This is a genomic window from Rhodococcus sp. 06-221-2 (genome assembly GCF_002258365.1).
GTDB lineage: Bacteria > Actinomycetota > Actinomycetes > Mycobacteriales > Mycobacteriaceae > Rhodococcoides > Rhodococcoides fascians.
This window is the reverse complement of sequence record NZ_NOYJ01000035.1, coordinates 553556-576005: the sequence shown is the minus strand read 5'-3', so window position 1 is coordinate 576005 and position 22450 is coordinate 553556. Positions and strand designations below refer to the sequence as shown.

Annotated in this window: 17 protein-coding genes; 9 read left to right on the top strand and 8 right to left on the bottom strand. The window is 66.0% G+C overall.

From position 1 onward, the window contains the following. Positions 1 to 53 precede the first annotated feature (53 nt). The 3 genes from CH281_RS24425 to trmB are packed head-to-tail and all read right to left on the bottom strand — an operon-like array spanning position 54 to position 4918. Positions 54 to 3440, bottom strand: coding sequence for an MMPL family transporter (locus tag CH281_RS24425; RefSeq protein ID WP_094695730.1), 3387 nt, complete (start codon positions 3438 to 3440; stop codon positions 54 to 56). Beyond that, entirely contained in the window at positions 3441 to 4127 is a 687-nt protein-coding gene (locus tag CH281_RS24420) for an NYN domain-containing protein (RefSeq protein WP_228139387.1), read from the bottom strand. A gap of 14 nt (positions 4128 to 4141) precedes the next feature. Further along, positions 4142 to 4918 (bottom strand): tRNA (guanosine(46)-N7)-methyltransferase TrmB, encoded by a 777-nt coding sequence (gene trmB / locus CH281_RS24415; protein WP_370878763.1) that lies wholly within the window; start codon positions 4916 to 4918, stop codon positions 4142 to 4144. A 227-nt stretch (positions 4919 to 5145) separates the two neighbouring features. On the opposite strand from trmB, the gene CH281_RS24405 reads away from it, so the two are divergent. From CH281_RS24405 to CH281_RS24390, 4 genes are all read left to right on the top strand, one after another. After that, complete coding sequence (locus CH281_RS24405; RefSeq protein WP_143544874.1) at positions 5146 to 6231, top strand: hypothetical protein; 1086 nt, start codon at positions 5146 to 5148, stop codon at positions 6229 to 6231. Beyond that, on the top strand, positions 6228 to 7778 hold the full coding sequence (locus CH281_RS24400; RefSeq protein ID WP_094695727.1) for a hypothetical protein: 1551 nt from the start codon (positions 6228 to 6230) through the stop codon (positions 7776 to 7778). The genes CH281_RS24405 and CH281_RS24400 overlap by 4 nt, the downstream gene beginning before the upstream one ends. A gap of 58 nt (positions 7779 to 7836) precedes the next feature. Further along, positions 7837 to 8139: a DUF6802 family protein gene (locus CH281_RS24395; protein WP_052067115.1), complete on the top strand. Its 303-nt coding sequence runs from the start codon at positions 7837 to 7839 to the stop codon at positions 8137 to 8139. Between the two features lie 308 nt (positions 8140 to 8447). After that, positions 8448 to 10277, top strand: a complete 1830-nt coding sequence (locus CH281_RS24390; protein WP_027495371.1) for a phosphoenolpyruvate carboxykinase (GTP) — start codon at positions 8448 to 8450, stop codon at positions 10275 to 10277. A 66-nt stretch (positions 10278 to 10343) separates the two neighbouring features. Here CH281_RS24390 and CH281_RS24385 read toward each other — a convergent pair whose 3' ends face one another. Continuing rightward, complete coding sequence (locus CH281_RS24385; protein ID WP_032390252.1) at positions 10344 to 11222, bottom strand: ROK family protein; 879 nt, start codon at positions 11220 to 11222, stop codon at positions 10344 to 10346. Between the two features lie 45 nt (positions 11223 to 11267). Beyond that, on the bottom strand, positions 11268 to 12038 hold the full coding sequence (locus CH281_RS24380; protein WP_230597479.1) for a class I SAM-dependent methyltransferase: 771 nt from the start codon (positions 12036 to 12038) through the stop codon (positions 11268 to 11270). 83 nt (positions 12039 to 12121) lie between these two features. Here CH281_RS24380 and CH281_RS24375 point away from each other — a divergent pair, with 83 nt between their 5' ends. Next, positions 12122 to 13354: a glycosyltransferase family 4 protein gene (locus tag CH281_RS24375; protein ID WP_032369594.1), complete on the top strand. Its 1233-nt coding sequence runs from the start codon at positions 12122 to 12124 to the stop codon at positions 13352 to 13354. On the opposite strand, the gene CH281_RS24370 is transcribed toward CH281_RS24375, so the two are convergent. Beyond that, positions 13289 to 15016, bottom strand: coding sequence for a hypothetical protein (locus tag CH281_RS24370; RefSeq protein WP_094695726.1), 1728 nt, complete (start codon positions 15014 to 15016; stop codon positions 13289 to 13291). The two genes, CH281_RS24375 and CH281_RS24370, sit on opposite strands and share 66 nt — an antisense overlap. Positions 15017 to 15041: 25 nt before the next feature. Between CH281_RS24370 and CH281_RS24365 the strand changes: the two genes are divergently transcribed. Then, on the top strand, positions 15042 to 16268 hold the full coding sequence (locus CH281_RS24365; protein WP_179274283.1) for a polysaccharide biosynthesis protein: 1227 nt from the start codon (positions 15042 to 15044) through the stop codon (positions 16266 to 16268). Here the strand turns inward: CH281_RS24365 and CH281_RS24360 are convergent. Beyond that, positions 16237 to 17313, bottom strand: a complete 1077-nt coding sequence (locus tag CH281_RS24360; RefSeq protein WP_094695725.1) for a substrate-binding domain-containing protein — start codon at positions 17311 to 17313, stop codon at positions 16237 to 16239. The genes CH281_RS24365 and CH281_RS24360 overlap by 32 nt on opposite strands. Before the next feature lie 103 nt (positions 17314 to 17416). Between CH281_RS24360 and CH281_RS24355 the strand changes: the two genes are divergently transcribed. From CH281_RS24355 to CH281_RS24345, 3 genes are all read left to right on the top strand, one after another. After that, positions 17417 to 17854, top strand: coding sequence for a MarR family winged helix-turn-helix transcriptional regulator (locus CH281_RS24355; RefSeq protein WP_032367431.1), 438 nt, complete (start codon positions 17417 to 17419; stop codon positions 17852 to 17854). Positions 17855 to 18023: 169 nt separating this feature from the next. Then, the gene (locus CH281_RS24350) at positions 18024 to 19466 is read left to right on the top strand and encodes a purine-cytosine permease family protein (RefSeq protein ID WP_094695724.1); all 1443 of its coding nucleotides are present in this window, start codon (positions 18024 to 18026) and stop codon (positions 19464 to 19466) included. Further along, positions 19463 to 21181, top strand: coding sequence for a nitrilase-related carbon-nitrogen hydrolase (locus tag CH281_RS24345; protein ID WP_094695723.1), 1719 nt, complete (start codon positions 19463 to 19465; stop codon positions 21179 to 21181). Before CH281_RS24350 ends, CH281_RS24345 begins: the two co-directional genes overlap by 4 nt. A 101-nt stretch (positions 21182 to 21282) precedes the next feature. On the opposite strand, the gene CH281_RS24340 is transcribed toward CH281_RS24345, so the two are convergent. After that, complete coding sequence (locus tag CH281_RS24340; protein WP_032369491.1) at positions 21283 to 22407, bottom strand: DUF3068 domain-containing protein; 1125 nt, start codon at positions 22405 to 22407, stop codon at positions 21283 to 21285. Between the last annotated feature and the right edge of the window lie 43 nt (positions 22408 to 22450).

The following is a 22450-nucleotide window of genomic DNA, read 5'->3' as shown; positions in this document are numbered from 1 at the left end:
GGTTCATTCACGCGTTGCCGGGGAGGGGTGGCTCCCGGCTGTGACGGCTCGCGTCAGCGTGAGCGGTTGCGCTCCCGAGCCAACAGTTCGCTGACACTGAGCACCTGGCCGTTGTCGCCGCCGCGGTGGCGGCCACTGTCGCCGCCTTCGGTGGACGGAGCGGCACGACGACCGGACGGCTTCTCCTCGCGATCCGATTCCGAACTGGCCCCGACACCGTTGCCGTTGCTTTCGGTGTCATGTCGTTCCGAGGTGCGGTGGTCGGAACCACTGCTGTTGGAGCCACTGCTGTTGGAACCACTGCTGTCCGAACCGTTGCGGTCGATGCCGTTTCCGTTCGAGCCACGGCGTTCGGACCCGTTGTCGGCGTTGCCGTTTCGCCCGGAACCGTTGCGTCCGGCAGCTGTGCCGCCGTGGGTGCCGGTGCTCGAGCCGTTGGTGCCGTGCTTGTCGGCCCCGTTCGTGGCAGCCCTGTTGGTAGCAGCGCCGTTGGTAGCAGCCTCGTTGGTGGTCGAGCCGTTGGACGAGGACCCGTTGGCACCGGTGCTGTGACCGTTCGAGCCGTGACCATTCGAGGCGTGGCTGTCAGAGCCGTGGGAGCCGTTGGTGGGCGACTCGCTTCGCGGAGTGCTCGGACGTGGTGCCTGCGATGCGCTCGGGGCTCGCAGATCGGCCAGCCAACTTTCGATGGATCGCGAATCCGGCTCCTCGGCCCGTCCCGCTCGCGTGCCGCGGGTGCGGCTCGGGGGTGCACTCGGCGGTTGAGGCGACTGTTCGGGTGCGGGTGCGGGTGCGGCACTCGGGGGAGCGGGTCGAACGACGTCCGCTGCCTGAGTCGGTTCGGGTTCGACGTGCGGACGCGGCGGAACTTGCGGAGCCCGAGTCGGCCCGGATACAGGTGGGCGCGGTTCGGCAGGACGCGGCGGAGTGGGACGCGCCGCGGGTGCCTGCGGCGAGTAAGCCTGCGACGGGCGAGCCTGGGGCGAGTAGGCCTGCGACGAGTACGGCTGCACCGAATCGGGCTGGGGCTCAGCCTGCTTCGGGGGAGTGGTCGGTGCCGCGCGGGTCGGCTCGGGTGGCGTCGCCGGCCGGCCGGTCACGCTTCGACGCGACTCTTCCTTCGCGGCGTGCGTGGCACGGATCGGTCCGCCTCCGTGCGGTGCCACCACCGGGATGGGTTCGGTGAGGGGCTCACCGCGGCGCGGTGTCGGACGCATCGGGGGTGCGACGGTCGACGAGGGTGCGCCGCCCGCGAGGGCGAGTTCGGGCACGTCTCCGGTGGGCAGCAGCTCGTCTTCGAGGATGGTCTCGCCGAGGCCGAGCTTGCGCTGAATGCGCTTCATCCACTGCGGAGCCCACCAGCAGTCGTCGCCGAGCAGCTTCATCGTGGCGGGCACGAGGAACATGCGAATCAGCGTCGCGTCGATGATGAGGGCGGCGATCATGCCGTAGGCGATGTACTTCATCATCACCAGATCGGAGAACGCGAACGCGCCGGTGACGACGATGAGGATCAGTGCCGCCGCGGTGATGATGCGTCCCGTATGCGAGGTTCCGATGCGGATGGCTTCGCTTGTGCTGGCACCCTTTTCGCGTGCCTCGACCATTCTGGAGAGTAGGAACACCTCGTAGTCCGTGGACAGGCCGAACACAATCGAGATGATCAGCACCAGCACCGGAGCCATGATCGGCCCCGGGGTGAAGTTCATCAGCCCCGCCCCGTGACCTTCGATGAAGATCCACGTCAGGATGCCCATGGTGGCACCGAGGCCGAGAACGGTCATGAGCACCGCCTTGATCGGCAGCACCAGCGATCCGAACGTCAGGAACATCAGCATCGTCACGATGAACACCACCAGCACGGCCATCAGTGGCAGCTTGTCGATGAGTGCGCTGATCGAGTCCTGCTCGATTGCCGGGGTACCTCCGATCATGACCGTCGCGCCGTCCGGCACGTCGATGCTGCGGAGGAAGTCGATGGCCGGTTTCGAGTCGTTGCGATCGGTCAACCCGGCCTTGAAGACGATGACGCCGTCCTTGCTGGCACCGACGGGGGTGAACTTCTCGATCAATCCGGGAGCGTTGTTCGCCTGCGTGGTGATCGCGCCGAGCGTCGGGCCCTGCGCGCCCTCGATGACCATCTTGATGGGTTCGGTGCGCTGGCCGGGGAACAGGCTGTCGAACTCTCCCTGCGCGACGCGGGTGACGTTGTCCGGCGGTAGGTAGGTCTCGTTGATGCCACCGAATTTGATGTTGCCGACGGGCAGCGTCAGAAGGACCAATCCGAGCACGATGGGCACGGTGACCTTGACGGGGTTGCGCATCACCCAGCGGGTGAGCTTGCCCCACATGCCGTTCTCGATCTCTTCGCTCGACTTGGTCTTTCGCATGAACTTCAGACCGAGGGCGTCGACGCGTGGGCCGAGGATGGCGAGCATCGCGGGCAGGATCGTGATGGCCGTCAGCGCTGCGAGCGCGACGGTGGCGATGGATCCGTATGCGACCGATTTCAGGAAGCCCTGCGGAAACAGCAGCAGGCCACCGAGAGAAGCGACGATCATCGTCGCGGAGAACACCACGGTGCGACCCGCCGTCATGACGGTACGGCGCACGGCCTGTGGCGTCGTATGTCCGTCACCGAGTTCCTCGCGGAATCTCGAGACGATGAAGAGTCCGTAGTCGATGGCCAACCCGAGTCCGACGAGCGAGACCACGGGCGCGACGAACGAGTTGACCTCGGTGAAGTTGGTGAACACCTTGACGATGCCGTTGGCTCCGACCACCGTCAGACCGCCGATGATCAGCGGGAGCGCCGCGGCGACGACGCCGCCGAAGATGAAGAACAGCAGGACCGCGACGGCGGGGATCGCCAGCAGTTCCATGCGGTGGATGTCGCCTGCCATCGTCGACTGCAGTGCGCCGGCCACGGCCTGAAGACCGGTCACCTGCACGTCGACGCCGTCGATGTAGAAGGCGTCCTTGACGGCCTGGAAGTTGTTGGTCAGTTCGGTGTCGTCGGCACCCTTCATCGCGATGCTGGCGATGGCATGTTGCTTGTCGTTGGTACCGAGAGCTGCGAGGTTGGGTGCGCCGGGCACCTTGAAGTAGGTGCCGTTGACCTTCTCGATCTGGTCGGGATGGTCGACGGGGAGCGATTCGAGGCTCGAGACGACCTTCGACTGGAATTCCGGATCGTCGATCGACGACCCCTCGGGCGCGGTGTAGAGGACGATGACGTCACCCTGCTTGTCGCGTCCGAACGTCGTGTCCGCCAGACGGGCAGCCTGGGCCGATTCCGAGGTCGGATCGTCCCAACCGCTCTGACTGAGATGGCTGTTGAGATCGAGACCGTAGGCAGCGAAGCCCAACAGCCCGGCCACCATGACACCGATAACGGTGTACCGCAGGCGGTAGACGATGTCTCCCCATCTGGCGAACACTTAAGAAACTCCTTGGCGCCCGACGAGCAGGGCGGACAGCGGTCGGAAGGGCTGCAGCCACGCGCCCTCGTCGGGGAGCGAATCGAGACTCACCCGAGGCAGTGGCTCACGGAAGACGCCGGGAATGTCCTCGAGGTCGAGGAATTCCAGGATGTCCGACGTGACAGCCCAGCTTGCGTGCTCCCGGAATCCCAGTACCTGAACGGGTACTCCGGTTGCTGCGATGGCCTCCAACGGCCCCTTGAACGCCTGACCGTCGGCGGACGCGACCATGACACCGGCGAGGCCGCCGTCACGGTTGCGGAAGTCGATGTGGTCGAGCATGTCGGCGTCGACATCACTGTCTTCGTCGACCTTGGGCTTGGCGAACACCGCGAAGCCCACGTTACGCAATGCTTCGACCCAGGGGCGGACGACGTCGGCGCTGCCGGGTGCAATATTGGTGAACACCGTTGCCTCGGGCTCGAGCGTCGCGGTGCCCGAGGTGGACAGTTCGGCGGTGCGGCTGAGCAGCCATCGGCCCAGCGCATCGAATCGTGGGCGGTAGGCGGCGGTGGGCCGGCCACCCAGGATCGCGCCGAGACCCATGTCCAGGTTGGGTGCATCCCACACGAGCAGGACTCGCTTGCTGTGGCGGGACTCACCGATCGCCCCGAGCTCGGCGGGATCGATCACGGTGTCGGGCATGTCCGTACTGACGCTCATGCTGTCTTCTTTCCCCAGATCAATTCCGTCACCGAGCTGCCCACCTGCTGGGCCTTGCCCTCGAACTTGGTCACCGGCCGCTCGTGCGTCATGGGCGACTCCCAATCGAGAACGGTCAGACCGGGCTCGGCGTTCCCGGCCTCGGCAATCCACTCAGCGTATTCGGCGTGATCGGTGGCCACGTGCAGAACGCCGCCCGGCTTCAGGCGATCCGCGATCATCGCGAACGTGGGGCCCTGCAGGAGACGACGCTTGTGGTGGCGCACCTTGGGCCACGGGTCGGGGAAGAAGACGCGAACGCCGGTCAAGGACTCCGAGGTCAGCATGTTCTCGAGGACGTCCATCGCGTCGCCGCGGAACAACCTGACGTTCTCGATGTTCTCGCGCTCGATCTGCTGCAGAGTCTGCGCGAGCCCGGGTCGGTAGACCTCGACGGCCATGAGGTTGACGTGCGGCTCGGCCATCGCCATCGCCGTGGTGGCCGTGCCCGTGCCCGACCCGATCTCGAGAATCGCCGGACCGCTGCGCCCGAACCAGGCGTCGATGTCGATCTGCTCGTCGGCGACATCGCGGCCGATGCGTGGCCACAGGTTGTCCCAGGTGCTCTGCTGAGCGTCGGTCAGCGCTCCGCGGCGGGAGCGGAAACTGGTCACTCTGGGGTACAGCCGCGAGCCCCGTTCCTGGGTCTGCACCGAGTTGTCTCCGGTGTCGGCAGAGGTGTCCTGTGGCTCGTTCACCGGTCCATTGTCGCGCATCGGCGGAGTGTGTGACAGGTGGGTCTCGAGTTGAAGTTGAGACTTGCCGTTCCATCGCTGATCAGCGGTAGGGCCGCGTCCTATAACTACAACGGTGTAATTCTCGACGGCCCGTCCGGGACGGCCGTCGTGTGCCAGAATCGGTGCCGCAGCAGGGGGCTGCGGGCCACGTGGCCGATCGTGCTCGACGAGCCGATCGCACATCTCGATGTGGCCGTTCGGTGGGTTGTTTCCGGGGGGGATCGATGATGGACGGTGCCGAGGCAGGTCTGGGTCGATTGCGTGTGCGCTCGGGAGACGTGGACGCGGCCGGTGCCGGCACAGCCCGGAAGGCTGTCGAGAACGCCGTCGAGCGGCGTCTGCGGCCGCTGGAGGTGCACGTTTCCGGCCGCGTCGGAGTAGGGAAGTCGGCGATTCTCTCGGTGCTCGATGCCGCGCGACTGCATACCGACGGGTTCGAGGTCCGGTTGCACGAGAGCGGATGGGCCGATACCCCGCGTGCAGCGAAGGTGCAGCAGAGCCGCACCGCATCCGACATCGACGTTCTCGTCCACGTGCTGGCCGGTGCCGTGTCCCCGGACGACATCACGTTCCTGTCCGCTCGACCCGGCGGACCGCCGGAACACACCGTGATCCTGCTGAACAAGGCCGACACTCTCGACGAGCCCGCGGCGACAGCCGCAGCGGCATCCGAGCAACTGGGGCGAAGAGTGCTGCCGGTGATGGGATCTGTTGCAGCGGGCCTGGGCGGCGCGGCCCGAGGCTCCGCTGTGGACATGGCCGATGTGCGGGCCGTCGCGGCCGGTGCACTGCGTACTGGGGATCTGATGACGGTCGATCGGTTCCGGAGTGCTGATATTCCGCTCTCGACGCCCCGCCGAGAGGCACTGCTGGACCGTGTGGAATTACGCGGTCTCGCCCTGCTGGTCGAGGCGCTCCGGCGGCGCAGCGGGGTGTCCGACGCAGATGTACTGCGTGAGCTGTGGGAGGCCACCGGCGTCGACGCCGTGACGACGGTGGTGTCCGACGCGGTCTCGGCTGCTGCGACGGCCCGCGACGACGACCTGCACGAACAACTGCTGCAGATATCCGCCCGTCACCGAGACGTTCGAGGTGCCGTCGAATCGTATCTGGCTTCGGACGAGGCGGTGGCTGCCGATATGCGCTGTGCTGCAGCGCGATTGGCGGTGCCGATCGAGACGGGCTCGGAGCGGGCCCTGCTGGAGCAGGCATTGGTGTGGAAGCGGTGTGCCGCCACCTCGGAGGACGACGCCGTCCGGCGCTCCGCCCTGGCCCTGTGCCGTGGCTATGTGCGGATGCTCCGACCGTGACCGATCCGAACCGGTTCCCGCTGCCGGACGATCTGAAAGGTGTTCTGCGTCGACGGAACTCGGAATCCCTCGTACGCATCGACCGTGCGCGCAGCAGCCGACCTGCAGGCATTCACATCACCGGCACCGCAGTATCCGGCAAGACCGAGATATGCCATCTGCTCACCCGGCGCGACGGCGCGGAGATCGGGTTCGCCGACTCGGTCGAGGAGGCCGCGGTGGTCGTGATCGTCGTCGACGCGTCGGCTCCGGTCGGCCGTGCCGACGTCGAGCGCTGGCGTCCTGCCTTCGAGTCGACACCGGTTGTGTTGGTGGTCAACAAGATCGATGTGCATCGCCGGTGGCGCGAGGTGGTCGACGCCGATATCGAGATCGTCGCCGAGCGTGTTCCGCGTGCGGTGGAACACTCCGTTCATCCGGTCTCGGCACGGTTGGCACGAGCCGGTAGGGAGATTGGCGATGCTGCCGTGTTCGCGGAGTCGGGTTTCGGGGCGGTCGCCGACAGAATCGACGCGTTGCTGATGCAGGCCGCGGCGGTAGGGGCACAGCGCAAATACGTTGCTGCAGTGCAGGAATCTGCCGCAGAGGCGAAGGCCGCCATCGTGGCCGAAGCTCGCGCAGTGACCGGAGGTGGTGACACCGCCCCTCTGCGTGCCAGGCGGGCGCGGCTGCTCGATGAACGAGAACGTCTCGGTGGTGACCGACGAGCATTGCTGCACAACCGTATTCAACGGGTTCGGGTCGACTGTATTCACGCTGCGGTCGAGGACGTTCGGATGCTCGGTGCTCGGGTACGGCAGACGATAGAGGGATCGCGGCGGGCCGAACTCGGCCATCTGCCCGGGCACCTCGCCGAATCCGTACAGGCAGTTCGAGCACGCGCCGACGCTGCCTTGTCCACCGGTCTCCGCGCCGTGGAAGTCGAACTCGGGCTCGCCGGCACGGTGCCCGAATCCGGTACTGCAGGCGGTGAGATCGACATCGGCGAACCGACCAGGCGACGCGGGATCGAGGACGTCCTGATGGTCGCACTGGGGGCCTCGGCAGGGGTGGGACTGGGTCGGCTCGTCGTTTCGCCCCTGGCTCTGATTCCTACCTTGGCCGTCGCCAACACGATCGTCTCACTGGCCATCGGTGCCGCGATCGCGTGGTGGTTGACCCGCTCACGCGCACTCGTCGCCGACCGTGCGCACCTTCGCGGCTGGACCCAGGAAAGTCTGGCTCGCGTGAAATCGGACGTGGAACAGCGGCTGCTCTCTCGCATTCTCGATGCCGAGTCCGCACTCGCGTCGGCGTTGACCTCGGCGGACCGGGAGGCGGCGGCACGTATCGATCTGTCGCTGGCCGAAATCGATGCCGAGCTTCGCACGCTCGCCGATCACAGATCGGCGCTGCTCTCGGCCTGCGATCGGGATCTGGCTGCACTCGAGCGCGGGCTGGAGCGATTTCGCGGGTCCGGGCGCGACTCGGTCGTGCCGTCGAAGCCCGTCGAATTCTCTCCCGGCGATCCGGAACCGATCGGCGCGCCGATGCGTCGAAGCGGGTAGGTGCACGTCCGAACAGGTTCGCAGGCGGCGAACAGGGACCCGACAGTGAGGAGCGTCGATGATCGCGGTGGATGGCTTCGCAGGGGGCGGTTTCGAGACGAACGAGCCGGCCGAGGACGCGTCGGGCGATGGTGGCGGTTATGTCTCGACGGACTGGTTCGATCTCGACGGCGACGGTCGTCACGAGACTTCCGTTCGGACGACGGAGGCCGGAACGACGGTGGGAACGGATGTCGATGGAGACGGTGTGACAGACAAGTTCACCGCCTTCGACCGTGACGGGCACTACGAATCCTGGGAGATTTTTCGGGAAGCGAACGGTTTCGGGCAGGGCAGATCGTCCGAATCCGGCCGACTGTAGGCCATTCGGTCTGATTTGCATCGGCGCTGGTGGATGGCTTCTTGCGTCGGTCTTTCCCTATCTGAATCGGTCTTGTGACCAATCGGACAACACCCTGTTTCTGGAATCACGTCGCTCGGCGTTAACCTGATGAACAGGACATCCGGCGCTCGGTCCTCGGCTTGCTGTATCCAGTAACATGGTGTACTGCAGCTCGAAGGGCCGAGCAGCGCCCCGCCGAGAGGGGAAAACCGAGATCTACTCGTGCGTGCTTGCCCACAGCGATCGTGCGAATTCTTCCCGGTTCCGGCTAACCCCAGGAGAGTTAGATGACCTCAGCGACCATTCCCGGTTTGAGCGGCACCGACAGCGTGCCGACTCGACACAAAGAACTGCTTGCCTGGGTTGCTCAGGTAGCCGAACTGACCGAACCGGACTCCGTGGTGTTCGCTGACGGATCCGACGCCGAATGGGAGCGCCTGACCGACAAGCTGGTCGAGGCAGGAACCTTCACCCGTCTCAACGACGAGAAGAAGCCCAACTCGTTCCTCGGCAACTCCGATCCGTCGGACGTGGCCCGCGTCGAGTCGCGCACGTACATCTGTTCCAAGGACGAGATCGACGCCGGTCCCACCAACAACTGGATGGACCCGTCGGAGATGCGGTCGTTGATGACCGAGCTGTACCGCGGTTGCATGCGCGGACGGACCATGTACGTCGTTCCGTTCTGCATGGGACCGTTGGACGCTGCCGATCCCAAGTTGGGCGTCGAGCTCACCGATTCGGAGTACGTCGTCATCTCCATGCGTGTGATGACCCGCATGGGTCAGGCCGCTCTGGACAAGATCGGCGACGACGGGTTCTACGTGAAGGCGCTGCACTCGCTCGGTGCTCCGCTGGCCGAGGGTCAGGCCGACGTGCCGTGGCCCTGCAACGACACCAAATACATCACCCACTTCCCCGAGGACCGCGAGATCTGGAGCTACGGATCCGGTTACGGCGGCAACGCGCTGCTGGGCAAGAAGTGCTACTCGCTGCGTATCGCGTCGGCCATGGCCCACGACGAGGGCTGGCTCGCCGAGCACATGCTGATCCTCAAGCTGATCTCCCCCGAGGACAAGGCGTACTACATCGCGGCGGCATTCCCGTCCGCGTGTGGTAAGACCAACCTCGCGATGATTCAGCCGACCATTCCGGGCTGGCGTGCCGAGACCATCGGTGACGACATCGCGTGGATGCGCTTCGGTGAGGACGGTCGTCTCTACGCCGTCAACCCGGAGTTCGGTTTCTTCGGTGTCGCTCCGGGCACCAACTGGGATTCCAACCCGAACGCGATGAAGACCATCGATCAGGGCAACTCGGTGTTCACCAACGTCGGCCTGACCGACGACGGCGACGTGTGGTGGGAAGGCCTCGAAGGCAAGCCCGATCACCTGATCGACTGGAAGGGCAACGACTGGACGCCCGAGTCCGGAACCGATGCCGCACATCCGAACTCGCGGTACTGCGTGCCGATGGCTCAGTGCCCGTCGATGGCTCCCGAGTGGGACGACCCGCAGGGTGTGCCGATCTCCGCAATCCTGTTCGGCGGACGACGCAAGACCACCGTTCCGTTGGTGACCGAGGCCCGCGACTGGCAGCACGGAGTGTTCATGGGAGCCACCGTCGGCTCCGAGCAGACCGCTGCCGCCGAGGGCACCGTCGGTACCGTCCGACGCGACCCGATGGCCATGCTGCCGTTCCTCGGTTACAACGTGGGCGATTACTTCCAGCACTGGATCGACCTCGGCAAGAACGCCGACGAGTCCAAGCTACCGAAGGTGTTCTACGTCAACTGGTTCCGTCGCGGCGACGACAAGCGCTTCCTGTGGCCCGGATTCGGTGAGAACTCGCGTGTGCTCAAGTGGATCGTCGAGCGCATCGAGCACAAGGCCGCGGGCGTCGAGACCCCGATCGGTGTCGTCCCCACGGCCGAGGCACTCGACATCGACGGCCTCGACACCACCGTCGACGACGTCGCGGAGGCACTCGCGGTGAACACCGACGAGTGGAAGGCCGAGATCCCGCTGATCCAGGAGTGGTTCGACTTCGTCGGCGAGAAACTGCCCACCGGAATTCAGGACGAATTCGACGCCCTCAAGCAGCGCCTGGGCGCGTAGTATTCACGAGACAGAACGGGGCTCACCGAGGGGTGGGCCCCGTTCTGGCTTTCGAAGTGTGCGAGATCAGGCGGTGAGAGCGGCCGCGCCGTGCAGTGTGCCGAGGCCGCCCAACGCAGCCGGCACCACCTGCAGCCCGTCGAGGAATTTCAGGCGCGCGTGCAAGGCGATCGACTCCCGGATCGGATCCCACAGCGGCGGGCCGGCCTGAGCGAAGCCGCCGCCGATCACCACCATCCGGACGTCCACCAGTGCGACCGCCGATGCGATGGCCTGACCGAGAGCCACTCCGGCGCGTTGCAATGCGGTGACGGCGAGCGGTTCGCCCGCGGCGGCATCCGTAGCCAGTTCGACACCGGTGTTCCCCGGCCAGCCCTGCTCCCGAGCCCACCGCACCGCCGAGGGGCCGCTGGAGACGGTCTCGACGCACCCGATTCCGCCGCACGCGCAGGGCGTCGTCGAACCGGGGACGACGATGTGGCCGATGTGCCCGGCATTGCCACTGGCTCCGGCGACGATTCTCCCGCCCAGCACCAGGCCCCCGCCGATCCCGGTGGACACCACGAGGCTCAGCACGTCCGGTATCCCGACAGCGGCACCGAATCGATGCTCACCCAACGCCGCTGCGCTGCCGTCCATGGCCAGAAGTACTTCGGCGTCGGGCAGTGCGGCGGAGATGTGCTCGCGCAGGCCGAATCCGTTCTTCCACTCGTCGACGTTGATCGGCGCGACCGACCCGGTGACGAGGTCGACCGGACCGGAGCACGCGACCCCGACCTGTGTCACGTCGACGCTTCCGACGACCCCGTGCAGCAGTGCGGCACAGGCCTCCCACACGCCGGTGGCCGGTGTCGGAACTGTCTCCGGGTGCTGCGGACGTCCGTCGTCGCCGACGAGTGCCGCTGTCATCTTGGTGCCGCCGATGTCGAGCGCGAGTGCCGTCATCGATCCAGGTTATGCGGGAGTGGAGCCTGCGGAATGACCCATTGGCTATCCAGTCGGTTTCAGGACCAGGACGAGGTTGCTGCCGAGGAACTCGCGGAGTATCGGTACACGCATCATCCACCATGCCCAGCGCGGGTGATAGCGCGGAAACGCGGCCAGGAGCGTTGCGTTGGGAGTGCTTCGCGCCCAACGCAATCCGTCTGCCGCGCTGATGTCGAACAGGGATTCGCCGAATCGGTTCTTGGGTTCGTGTCCGGTGGTGCGGGCGTAGCGTCGGGCCGCGTATTCACCGCCGAGGTAATGCCACGGCCGGGTCTCGTGGCCGCCGAACGGGCCGAACCAGATGGTGTACGAGAGCACCGTGAGGCCGCCGGGTTTGGTGACGCGCAACATTTCCTCGGCCATGGTCCACGGCTCGCGGACGTGTTCGGCGACGTTCGACGAGAAGCAGATGTCGACGCTGTCGTCGCGGAAGGGCAGTGCCATGCCGGAGCCGCGCACCGAACCGGGGATCTGCAGTCCGGCGGCGTGCATTTCCGAGGCGTCGGGTTCGACGGGCAGATAGCGCGCGCAACTCGCGCCGAAGACGTCGGCGAAGTATCCGGGTCCGCCGCCGACGTCGAGCACGGTCGCCGCCGACATGTCGGTGCCGGTCAGGCCGTGGTACAGGTCTCCGATCAGTTCGACGGAATCACGGGCCAGGGCGCCGTAGAAGATGTCCGGAGAACTCTGCTCGTGCCCGAAGTCCTTCAGGAGTTTCACCGAGCGACGCAGTGTCGCGCGAGAGGCGAACAGTCGTGTCACGGCGGAAGTCACGAAAACGAACCCTAGCGGTTAGTGTGGCAGCGGTATTCGACGACGGTCGAGAAGCGAGCACGGTGGATGGGGTGAAGCGAGCGGTGCGCGAGGTTCTGTTGCTGTGCTGGCGCGATACCGGGCATCCGCAGGGCGGCGGCAGCGAGCGCTACCTCGAGCAAGTAGGCGCGGGCCTGGCTCGACGCGGTGTCCGCGTCACGCTGCGGACGGCCTCCTATCCCGGTGCTCCGGCCGAGGAGATCGTCGACGGCATCCGGATCAGTCGCGGTGGTGGTCGCCTGTCGGTGTATCCCCGCGCTCTGGCCGCCATCGCCGCCGGTCGGCTCGGTTTCGGGCCGCTCAAGGGGATCTCCCCGGATGCCGTGATCGACACCCAGAACGGCATTCCGTTCTTCTCCCGCGCAGTACTCGGTGTGCCGGTCACGCTGCTGGTGCATCACTGTCACCGCGAGCAGTGGCCGGTGGCGGGCCCGATGATGGCCAAGCTGGGCTGGTGGCTCGAGTCGACGATCTCGCCGAGGGTGCACCGCCGCAATCAGTACCTGACGGTGTCGTTGCCTTCTGCAGACGAGCTGATCGCTCTCGGTGTCGACCGGGAGCGCATCGCCGTGGTCCGCAACGGTGCCGACGACATCCCACTGTCTGTACCGGAAGGCGGCGAGGACACCCGGACGCCGCACCCGTCCTTGTCCGTGCTGTCGAGGCTGGTTCCACACAAGCAGATCGAGGACGCGATCGACGTCGTGGCTGCACTGCGCGGCAGCATTCCCGACATCCATCTCGACGTCATCGGCGGCGGGTGGTGGGAACGGAATCTTCGCGAGTACGTCACGAGCCTGGGCGTCGATCGATACGTCACCTTCCACGGTCACGTCGACGAGGAGCGCAAGCATGCACTGCTCGGTCGGTCGTGGGTGCATGTGATGCCCTCCCGAAAGGAGGGCTGGGGCCTCGCCGTCGTCGAAGCTGCCCAGCACGGTGTTCCCACGGTGGGCTATCGCAGCTCCAAGGGGCTGACCGATTCGATCATCGACGGCGTCACCGGTGTTCTCGTGGGTGGTTCGACATCCGGAGCGGAGGACCGCGATGTGTCCGCGCTGACCGATGCCGTCGCCGAACTGCTGCAGGACGCAGAGGCCCGCACTCGCCTCGGTGAGAAGGCACGAGTCCGCGCGGGTGAGTTCTCCTGGGGCCAGTGCGCCGACGGCGTGTTCTCGGTGCTCGACGGGACGACGCGCGGCACCTGGTCGTCAGGCCTGGTGGGGGCGGCCGACGCGCACACGCCTGCCGAATCGGCTCAGGAGTCCTACCGCTAGTCCGCCGAGCATCAGCAGTGCCCACGCCAGATGTGCGAGCACAACGGCTGTCGCCGAACGACTTTCGAGCATCGCCGGATCCGGCACCCGATAGAGGGTCAGTTCCTCGTCGGAGTACACGGCGTCGAGTCGGTCCAACGTCTGCTGTGCATTGCCGAGCTCGCCGGGAGTCGTGTTCTCCACCAGTACCCAGCCGACACCCAGGGCCGCGAGAGTGTCCGCGGAGTCGCCTGCGAGCAGAGCGTTCTGCACGTCCGTCGCCCGTTTCCCTTCCCCGCGGACCGTGCCGCCTGCGACGAGGAGTTCACCGGTCTGCAGTACGTCGAGCGGCAGCATGCGGGGTGCGGGATCGAGAACGGGTGCTGAGCCGCTGTAGGGAAAGCGGCGAAACATTCCGGCGGGAAGTACGGCCACGTCGCCGTCCTGGTCGGCGAGTTCCGCCGACACCGCTTGCCACGACTGCGGGTACGTCACCGGCTTCAGTGCGTTGCCGACGCCCCAGCCGAGGTCGGGGAGCGCAACGAGCAACGCCAGCACGGCCACGCCCCCCGGCAGCCATGCATTGCCGGATCGGGTGCGCCGGGACGCCAACCAGCTGACACCGGCCGCAGCGGCGAGAGCGTATATCGGCATGGCCAGCGCGACCCACTTCTGCGAATCGCGGAGCAGACCGGCCCCGGGGACGGTGTCGCCCAGTACGCGAGCCGCCGCCAACCCCGGTCCGGTTGCTGCCAGCGCAGGAAGCACGATGGCAGCGAGTGCAACGACACCCAGGCCCACGATCACCGGATTGCGTCGACGGCGATACAGCGGCCGTATCCCGAGAGCGACGACGGTCAGCAACAGGACCGTCCCCACGACAGCGAATAGTCCTGTCCGAGAACCGGGTACGGCGTCTGAGTTCCAGATGCCGCCGAGTCCGGCCAGACTACCCACCGTGCCCAGACCCGGTTCGGCGCGTGCTGCGAATGCGGCCCAACCCGCCGGATCCGCCGGTTCGACGCCACCGCCCGACACCATCGTCGCCGCCAGCCACGGCGCCGACGCGACGGCTGCGATCGCGAGGGTGGCGACCACGCGCAGGCCGCGTCGGGCACCCCCGGGGAGGGCGACGACGAGTAGCGCGACGGTTGCCGCCAGCAGCGCGCCGGTGGGGGTGAGCCCGGCCGCGGCCAGGCAGACGGCGAGGGGCCACCAGGAGCGACCGGACCTGACCGCGAGTGCGGCGACCACCGTCCACGGGAGGGCGGCGTAGCCGACGAGCAGACTCCAATGTCCCTGCAGCAGGCGTTCGGCGACGTAGGGGTTCCACACGGCCACCGTCGACGCGACGAGCAGCGCAGGCAGTGGTGCGGTGGGCAGCATCCTCTGCGCCATCACCGCCGCGCCCCAGCCGGCCGTCCACAACGCCAGCAGCAGGACGACCTTGACCACAAGGCCACCGTCGAACACCGTGGTCAGGGCCGCGATCGCGGCATCCTGCGGCACGGCCCGCGCGGCCGCGTCGGCGATTCCCCAGGCGGAGGCGGTGAAGTAGGAACGGGGGGTGCTGACGGCGTCGCGAAGCAGGAGATACCCAGGGCCGAGCAGTGGTCCGAGAACGACGAGCGAGAGCAGCAGGCTGTAGAGCGGCGGCGTCCACCTCGACCTCGACCACGCCATGATCGGCACCCTATACCGTGGACGCATGTCGTTTCGCGCCTCGTCCGAGGCAGACCACCCGGCGGGTGCGTCCGTCGCCGGGATGGGGATGGTGACGGCCGGCTCGATGTTCGCCAATGTCGTGGCGTATCTGCTACAGGTGCTCGCGAGTCGCATGCTCGGCGTCGAGGGTTACGGCGAGTTCGCGAGTCTTCTTGCGGTGCAATTGGTTCTGGCGGTCCCGGCGTTGGCGTTGCAGTCCGTCGTCGCGCGCGAGGTGGTGCGCGGCCGCAGTTCGCGCGAGCTGCGTGGCGTCGGCTACCGCTGTGCGGCGGTCGTGGGTGTGCTGGCTCTCGCTGTGTCCCCGGCTTTGTCGGCGGCCATGGACGTCTCGGCAGCGGCGATGGTGTCGGCCGTGATCGCTGCGCCGGTGCTGGTGTTGTTGGCCGCGGAGCAGGGGCTGCTGCAAGGACGCGGCCGGTTCGGCGCACTGAGCGTGGTGTTGGCGGCGGCCGGTTTCGGCAAGGTGGCGCCGGCGGTGGTCGTGTTGCTGCTCGGCGGCGGCCCGGGTTCGGTGCTGCTGGCCACGGCGGCCGGTATCGGCGTGGTGGCCGTCGGCGCGCGGTCGGCCGCCGGAGCGCCGGTGAACGCGGTGTCGGAAACCAGGGTGACCGTTCTGACGGTGCTGCAGGCCTCGCAGGTGCAGTTGGTGCTGATCGCGATGTCCGCATTGGATCTGGTGCTGGCTCGGTCGTTGCTCAGCAGTACCGAAGCCGGGCTGTATGCGGTCGGTGCCGTCGCGTCCAAAGCGGCGTTCTGGCTGCCGCAGGCGGTCGGAGTGGTGTTGTATCCGCGCATGGCGAACCCGCTGCACTCGGCTGCCGCAGTGCGATCGGCGCTGACCGTCGTCGCCGGACTCGGCACGGTACTGGTGCTCGGGGGCGCGCTGGCGTCGCCGCTACTTCCTTTGGTTGTCGGTGACACGTATTCCGGTGTGCAGCAATACGTGTGGCTCTTCGTGCTGCAGGGGGCGTGTCTGGCGGTACTGCAGAGCGCACTGCTGTGGGCAATCGCGGGGGAGCGCACCCACCTGGCCCTCGTCGCCTGGTTCGCCCTCGCGGTCGAGGTGCTGCTGTTGCTGTTCGTGGCCTCCACCCTGGCCCAGTTCGTCACCGTCGCAGCCGTTACCGCCGCGGTCACGATGGCCGTCGTGTGCGGCGTTGTCCTGTTCGGCGACAGAATCAGTCGCGCGCGGGCCGGATCTCGCCGATGATCTCGAAGTCGACAGCACCGGCCAACGCCAGATAGATCGGTTGCGAGACGTGGCCGTCGGACAGAAACAGGTGCCCACGGGCACCGGTGAACGACACCGAATCGGATACGGATTCGATGATGCGAACATCTGCTGTGCCTGCCCTGTTCACCAGCGCGCCCAGCAGTTTGATGCCCTCGTAGCACGACTGTCCCAGTGCGCCGACGATCGGCGCATCGACCCCGAATGAACGAGCGAAACGAGCCGAGAATCCCAAACTTGCTTCGGTGGCGAGGGTTTCGAAATAGCCGGACGCGACGTACAGCCCGTGGGTGTTCTCGCCGCCGGCCGCCAGCAACATGTTCTCGTCCATCAGTGGACTGAGACGGATGCAGTGCCCGTCCAGCCCGGCCCCGGCGAATTGCTGATGAAAATGGACTGCGTCGTCGCCGATGAGGAGGACCACGGTCGCGTCGGCACCCGACCGCTCGATCGCGGTGACGGTCCTTGCGAAGTCGCTCGTGCCGACCGGTGCGAACTCCGCGTGCACCACCGATGCGCCCAGCCCACGGAGCCGAGTTGCCGTGATGGAAGCGCTCTTTCGGGGCCAGACGTAGTCGTTTCCGACGATTGCCCAGCGGCGTCGTCCGAATTCGCGAACGAGGAACTCCAGCGCCGGGACCAGTTGGTTGGCAGGGGTCTCACCGGTGATGAACAGTCCCGGGTAGCGGTCGCCGCCCTCGTACATGGAGGTGTACACGTACGGAATCCGTCCGAGCGTCACCGGAATGACGGCTCGCCGTACCGCCGAGGTGTGCATCCCCGCCACCGCATCGAGGGCACCGGCATTGAGCAGCGTCGCGACCTCGTGGGCCACCGTCACCGGATCGCGGCCGCCGTCGATGGACATCAACTCGACGCGGCGGCCCAACACGCCGGCCGAGGCGTTGAGTTCGTCCCTGGCCAGCTGGGCCGACAGCTCGCTCGACGGTCCGATGATGCCGAACGGTCCGGACATCGGAAAGATCAGGCCGACGCGAAACGTGTCGAACCGATCGCTGTTCATCGTGCCGTCCGTCCGCTCGGTGTCTCTTCGCGGTTCGCTTCACCATAGAATCGCTGAGAGAGACTGTAGCGCCGACGCAGTAACCGAGCAGGGGGACGATCACGTGGATCACCAGGATGCTGCGTCGGCAGCGCGTTTGCTCACCGTGGTCGAGCGGGCCGTGTCGGATCGATTGCGCGCCACCCTCGTGCCGTGGGAATTGGACCTCGAAGAATGGCGAGTGCTGTCGCTGTTGTCCGACGGTGAGGGACACACGATGGCCGAGACAGCGGAGTTCGCATTGCTCTCCCCGCCGACCTTGACCAAGGCGGTCAACCGGCTGGTGTCCAACAATCTGGTGCACCGCCGTACCGGCACCGTCGATCGTCGGCAGGTGCTGATCCGCTTGACGGCCCGTGGGAAAGCAAAGCACGACGCGGCCGCCCCGATGATGAACGACGCCGCGGCGATGGTCTTCCCGTCGGAGTCGGATCGTGAGCTGTTGCAGTCTCTGCTCCGGGCCCTCGAGACCAACGCGAAGACGGCCTCGATCACCCACTGACCTTTCTCGGCGTCCGGTCTCGGACGCGGTCTCCGCCGTAACCTGCCAGGTCGGCCGCTTTCGTGATCTCTTTTTAACATGTTTCATATTGCAATAGTGTCCACGGAAAGTATTGTTCCGATGCAGCGCAGCCAGCGCTCTCGCCGCGAACCGAAGTGGACACCCGTTCATGAACATGAAGAAATACTTCGAGGGGCCAGCGACCAGCCTCGACGATCAGATCGAAAGCTACGCAACCTCCCGAGTGCCCGACGACCAACGCTGGCGGCGGCCGGCGATCCTGCTGGTCCTCACCGGCAACGTGACCGCGATGTTCTGGTTCGCCCTCGGCGGCCAGATCGGGTTTCTGGTGGGATGGCCGATGTTCCTGATCCCCGTGGCGTACATGGTGATCGGTGCGACGCTCGTCGGCAGCCTCATCATGCGTATCGCCAGCCAAGAGGGTCTGTCGCTGCCACTGCTCACCCGCGGGCTCGGGTTCGGAACCAAGGGTTCTGCCGTCGCCTCGCTCGTCTACGCGGTCAACTACGTGTTCTACTTCATCTTCGAGGGCAGTATCGTCTCACACGGGCTCAGTGAGCTCGCGGGGATCGATATCGACTCCGCCTGGGCCACAGTGGTATTCGCGCTGGTCGCACTCGTGGCGCTGTTCTTCTCCTGGCGCGGTATGCACTCGATGAACATTCTGCAGCGCTTCGGGATGCCGATCTTCCTGATCCTGTTCGCCGTCGGTATGTACATGCTCGCCAGCGGTTACGTACTCGTCGGGCCCGGCGAATGGGAAGCGACCGGAGGATTCACCGCCACCGCACTGTGGCAGGCCTTCAGCCTCGCGAACGGGCAGGTCGTGTTCCAAGCACTCATCGCCACCGACTACGGACGGTTCGTCAAGAAGAGCGTCAGCTATGTCGGAACGGCCGGACTGATGCTGGCAGAACTGCTGATGATCGTCGTCGTGATGATTCTCGGTGTGTTCCTCGGTTTCACGATGCTGCGTCATTTCACCGGAACCACTGCAACACCGGAACTCTCGGCCACCGACCCGGGACTGTACTTCGCCATCGTCATGGGTCTGCTCGGCGTGATCTTCGCGGTGGTCACCCAGGTCCGCATCAACGTCATGAACCTGTACTCCGGATCCCTGGCCCTGTCCAACGCGTGGGATGTGCTCTCGCCCAGGAAGGTCGGGCGTCAATGGTGGATGGTGGCGCTACTGGTGGTGGGCGTGCTGTGCTACCCCGTCAACATTCTGCAGTACACCGACAAATTCCTGGCCGTCACCGGCATCATGACCAACACGTGGATCTTCATTCTGCTCGCGGACTACTTCGTATGCAGAAGACTGCTCGGCCTGGCACCCCGCGACAACATCGAGTTCCGCGAAGGGCGAGTGCGCAATTGGAACCCCTGCGGCATCATCGCCATGGCAGCGGGCGTCGCGGTGGGCGGACTCGGCGTGTTCGGCCTCTACCCGTCGTATTACGCGTCGTTCATCGCCATGCTTCTCGGTCCTCTTCTCTACGTTCCGCTCACGATGGCAACCCGCGGACAGTTCTACGAACCACCGAAATCGAACGATACCCTCATCGCCGAAAGGATTGTGGCGTCATGAAATTCACTGCAGCAGCCGTACAATTCGAGCCCACGCTGTTCGCGAAGGAATCGAACGTCGCCGCTCTGAGCGATCTCGTGGAGAAGGCGGCGTCGGACGGAGCGCGCCTGATCACGACACCCGAGATGGCAACCACCGGCTACTGCTTCCACGACACCGAGGAAGCGGCAACCGTCGTCGAGCAGATCCCCGGCCCCACCACCGAGACGTTCGCCGAGATCGCGTCCCGTCGTAACTGCTACATCGTCGTGGGCATGCCCGAAGTCGATGCGACCAGCGGATTGTTCTACAACAGCGCAGTTCTCATCGGTCCCGAGGGAATCGTCGGCACACACCGCAAGACGCATCCGTACATCGCCGAGCCCAAATGGGCGGCCCCGGGCGATCTCGGGCACCAGGTGTTCGAGACCCCGCTCGGTCGCATCGCACTGCTCATCTGCATGGATCTGCACTTCCTGGAGACGGCGCGTGTGGTTGCGCTTCAGGGTGCCGACGTGATCTGCCACATCAGCAACTGGCTCGCCGAACGCACTCCCGCCCCCTACTGGATCAGTCGGGCCTTCGAGAACAACTGCTACGTCATCGAGAGCAACCGCTGGGGTCTCGAACGAACCGTTCAGTTCAGCGGCGGCACCTGCATCATCGAACCCGACGGAAACGTGGCCGGTCGCCTCGACGTCGGTGACGGTATTGTCCTCGGCGACATCGACATTCGTCGCACACGAGAGGCCGGGCCCGTGCGCAGGCCGAATCTGTACCGTGAACTGCAGACCAACACGTACGCGTGGAACCCGCTCGATTTCTTCACCCTCTACGGACACTCGCCCTTACCGGCCGGGCGGACGTCGTCGGTGAGCGTCGTGCAATGCACTCCGGGGACGTCGATCGACGGCAATCTCGACGACATCGAGCAGTGGGCCGCCGGCCTCGCGGGCGCGAGCGATCTCATCGTGTTTCCCGAACTGTCCGTCACCGGGCCGGTCTCCGCGGATCGGCCGCCGCGCGAGGTCGGGGAGTCGATCGACGGGACGTCGCTCGCACGCGTCGTCGATATCGCTGCCCGGCATGGTGTTTCGATGGTCGTCGGTGTGGCCGAGCGCGACATCGGATCCGATCGGGTGTACAACTCCGCAGTGCTGGTTCAGCCGAACGGAACCTGCACGGCGTACCGCCAGATCCATCTGTCCGTCGAACACACCTCGCTGTTCGACGCGGGCGACCGCTGGACCGTCGTCGACCTTCCCGTCGGGAGAGTGGGAATGCTCGTCGGTCACGATGCACTGTTGCCGGAGGCCGGCCGAATTCTGGCGCTGCGTGGCTGTGATCTGATCGTTTGCCCGGCCGCACTCGCCGGCACTTTCGTCGGCTCCCACCCGGGAACCGACATCCCTCATGCAGCAGAGATTCCCACCGGAGCCGATCCCACGCACTGGCATCACATGCGCGTCCGGGCAGGCGAGAACAACGTGTACTTCGCGTTCGCCAACACGATCGACACCGACCGCGGAATTGCCGGACACAGCGGAGTATTCGGGCCCGACACCTTCGCCTTCCCCCGAACCGAAGCCCTCGTCGACAGTGACGCACCGGGCCACGCGACCTGCGTCGTGGACACCACGAGCCTGGGTGGGGCGTACCCCACCAACGTCGTGCGCCGCAAAGACCTCGTACTGATGCGGCAACCACACCAGTACGGAATCCTCTCGACGGCCTGAGTGGCCGAAAACGCCAGTGGCGTGGTCATGTCCCCGCTGGGGCACACAACCACGCCACTGGCTATCTGGTCGTTCCGCAGGCTCCACTCCTGCGTAGGCACTTACTCCTTGGAGAGGTTCGTCCTCGGAATCTCTTCCGTGCGATCGGTCGTCCAGTCGCGGTTCGGTGCGGTGCCGCCACTGGGGGTCGGGCGAGGACCGGCGTCGGTGCGGGCCGGCTGACGGTGTCCACCGTTGCCGCCGCCGCGCAGCAGCAGAACGACTCCGGCGATCAGCGAGATGACACCGAGGATGCCGGCGACGATCGGAACGGTGCGGCCGAAGAGCGACAGCTTGTCCTGTCCGTCCTTCGCCTGCTGGATCTGGTACTCGACGGTGTTCTCGTCGAACGTGATCGGGGCCTTCAGTACGTCGACCTCGGGACGGCCTGCCTCACGGCCGTAGTACTGGTGGATCTGCTCTTCGCCCTTGACGACGACGCCGGTCTCGGGCTCGACCCACAGGGTGCGGGTGTTCTCGTACCAGCGGGTCATCGTCACCGGTGCGGTTCCACCTTCGACGCCCCAGGTGTCGGCGGGCAGCGTGACCTTGTTGGTCGGCAGGTTCACCACGGTCGACAGGTCGACCGGTCCGACGGTCTGCTGGTACTGGTACACCGGCGTGCCGTTGATCTCGGTTTCCTCGACGAAGTCGATGTCCTTCGAGGCGCGCGCGTTGACGTCGAAGTACGGGTAGCTCTTCTGCTCGGCGTTGAACGGGAACTTGTACTGCAGACCGGTGTGGGCCACTTCCTCGGCCGGCTTGTCGCCTGCCACCTGAATGGTGCCGATCGGGCTTTCGACGGGCATCGAGGTCTTGCGATCGATGGTCACGCGGTCGACCGTGGCGGTCAGCAGTCCGGTGTCGGCCTGCTTGTCGGTGCGGCGCAACGTCTGTCCGGCCTGAAGAGTCATGATGTCGGCGTCGGAGGGATCCTCGACGGTGACGAATCGCTGTGAGGTCAGCGGAACGTTCTGATCGACCACGGCGCGACCGGCTGCCAGCGACCGCGCGTCGAGGACGCTTCCGGTGCCGGTGGAGACTGTGGTGACCTCGAGGTCGAGTGGAGTCTTCTCGAGCGCCGAGACGGTGTAGGTGGGGATGAGGATGGCGGCAACCACCAGAAATGCGCCCAAGCCGATGAGGAAAAGGGCCAATATCCGGCTCGGCCCTGAGCGCTCCGCCATGCTGAATCTCCTTAGTCGACCGCTTCACTGGAAGACACCGCAG

Coding starts and splice junctions, on each gene's coding strand:
- CH281_RS24345 (WP_094695723.1), top strand. CDS start 19,463: ATGAAATTCACTGCAGCAGCCGTACAATTCGAGCCCACGCTGTTCGCG.
- CH281_RS24340 (WP_032369491.1), bottom strand. CDS start 22,407: ATGGCGGAGCGCTCAGGGCCGAGCCGGATATTGGCCCTTTTCCTCATC.
- CH281_RS24370 (WP_094695726.1), bottom strand. CDS start 15,016: ATGGCGTGGTCGAGGTCGAGGTGGACGCCGCCGCTCTACAGCCTGCTG.
- CH281_RS24365 (WP_179274283.1), top strand. CDS start 15,042: ATGTCGTTTCGCGCCTCGTCCGAGGCAGACCACCCGGCGGGTGCGTCC.
- CH281_RS24420 (WP_228139387.1), bottom strand. CDS start 4,127: ATGCCCGACACCGTGATCGATCCCGCCGAGCTCGGGGCGATCGGTGAG.
- CH281_RS24405 (WP_143544874.1), top strand. CDS start 5,146: ATGATGGACGGTGCCGAGGCAGGTCTGGGTCGATTGCGTGTGCGCTCG.
- CH281_RS24350 (WP_094695724.1), top strand. CDS start 18,024: ATGAACATGAAGAAATACTTCGAGGGGCCAGCGACCAGCCTCGACGAT.
- CH281_RS24390 (WP_027495371.1), top strand. CDS start 8,448: ATGACCTCAGCGACCATTCCCGGTTTGAGCGGCACCGACAGCGTGCCG.
- CH281_RS24395 (WP_052067115.1), top strand. CDS start 7,837: ATGATCGCGGTGGATGGCTTCGCAGGGGGCGGTTTCGAGACGAACGAG.
- CH281_RS24360 (WP_094695725.1), bottom strand. CDS start 17,313: ATGAACAGCGATCGGTTCGACACGTTTCGCGTCGGCCTGATCTTTCCG.
- CH281_RS24385 (WP_032390252.1), bottom strand. CDS start 11,222: ATGACGGCACTCGCGCTCGACATCGGCGGCACCAAGATGACAGCGGCA.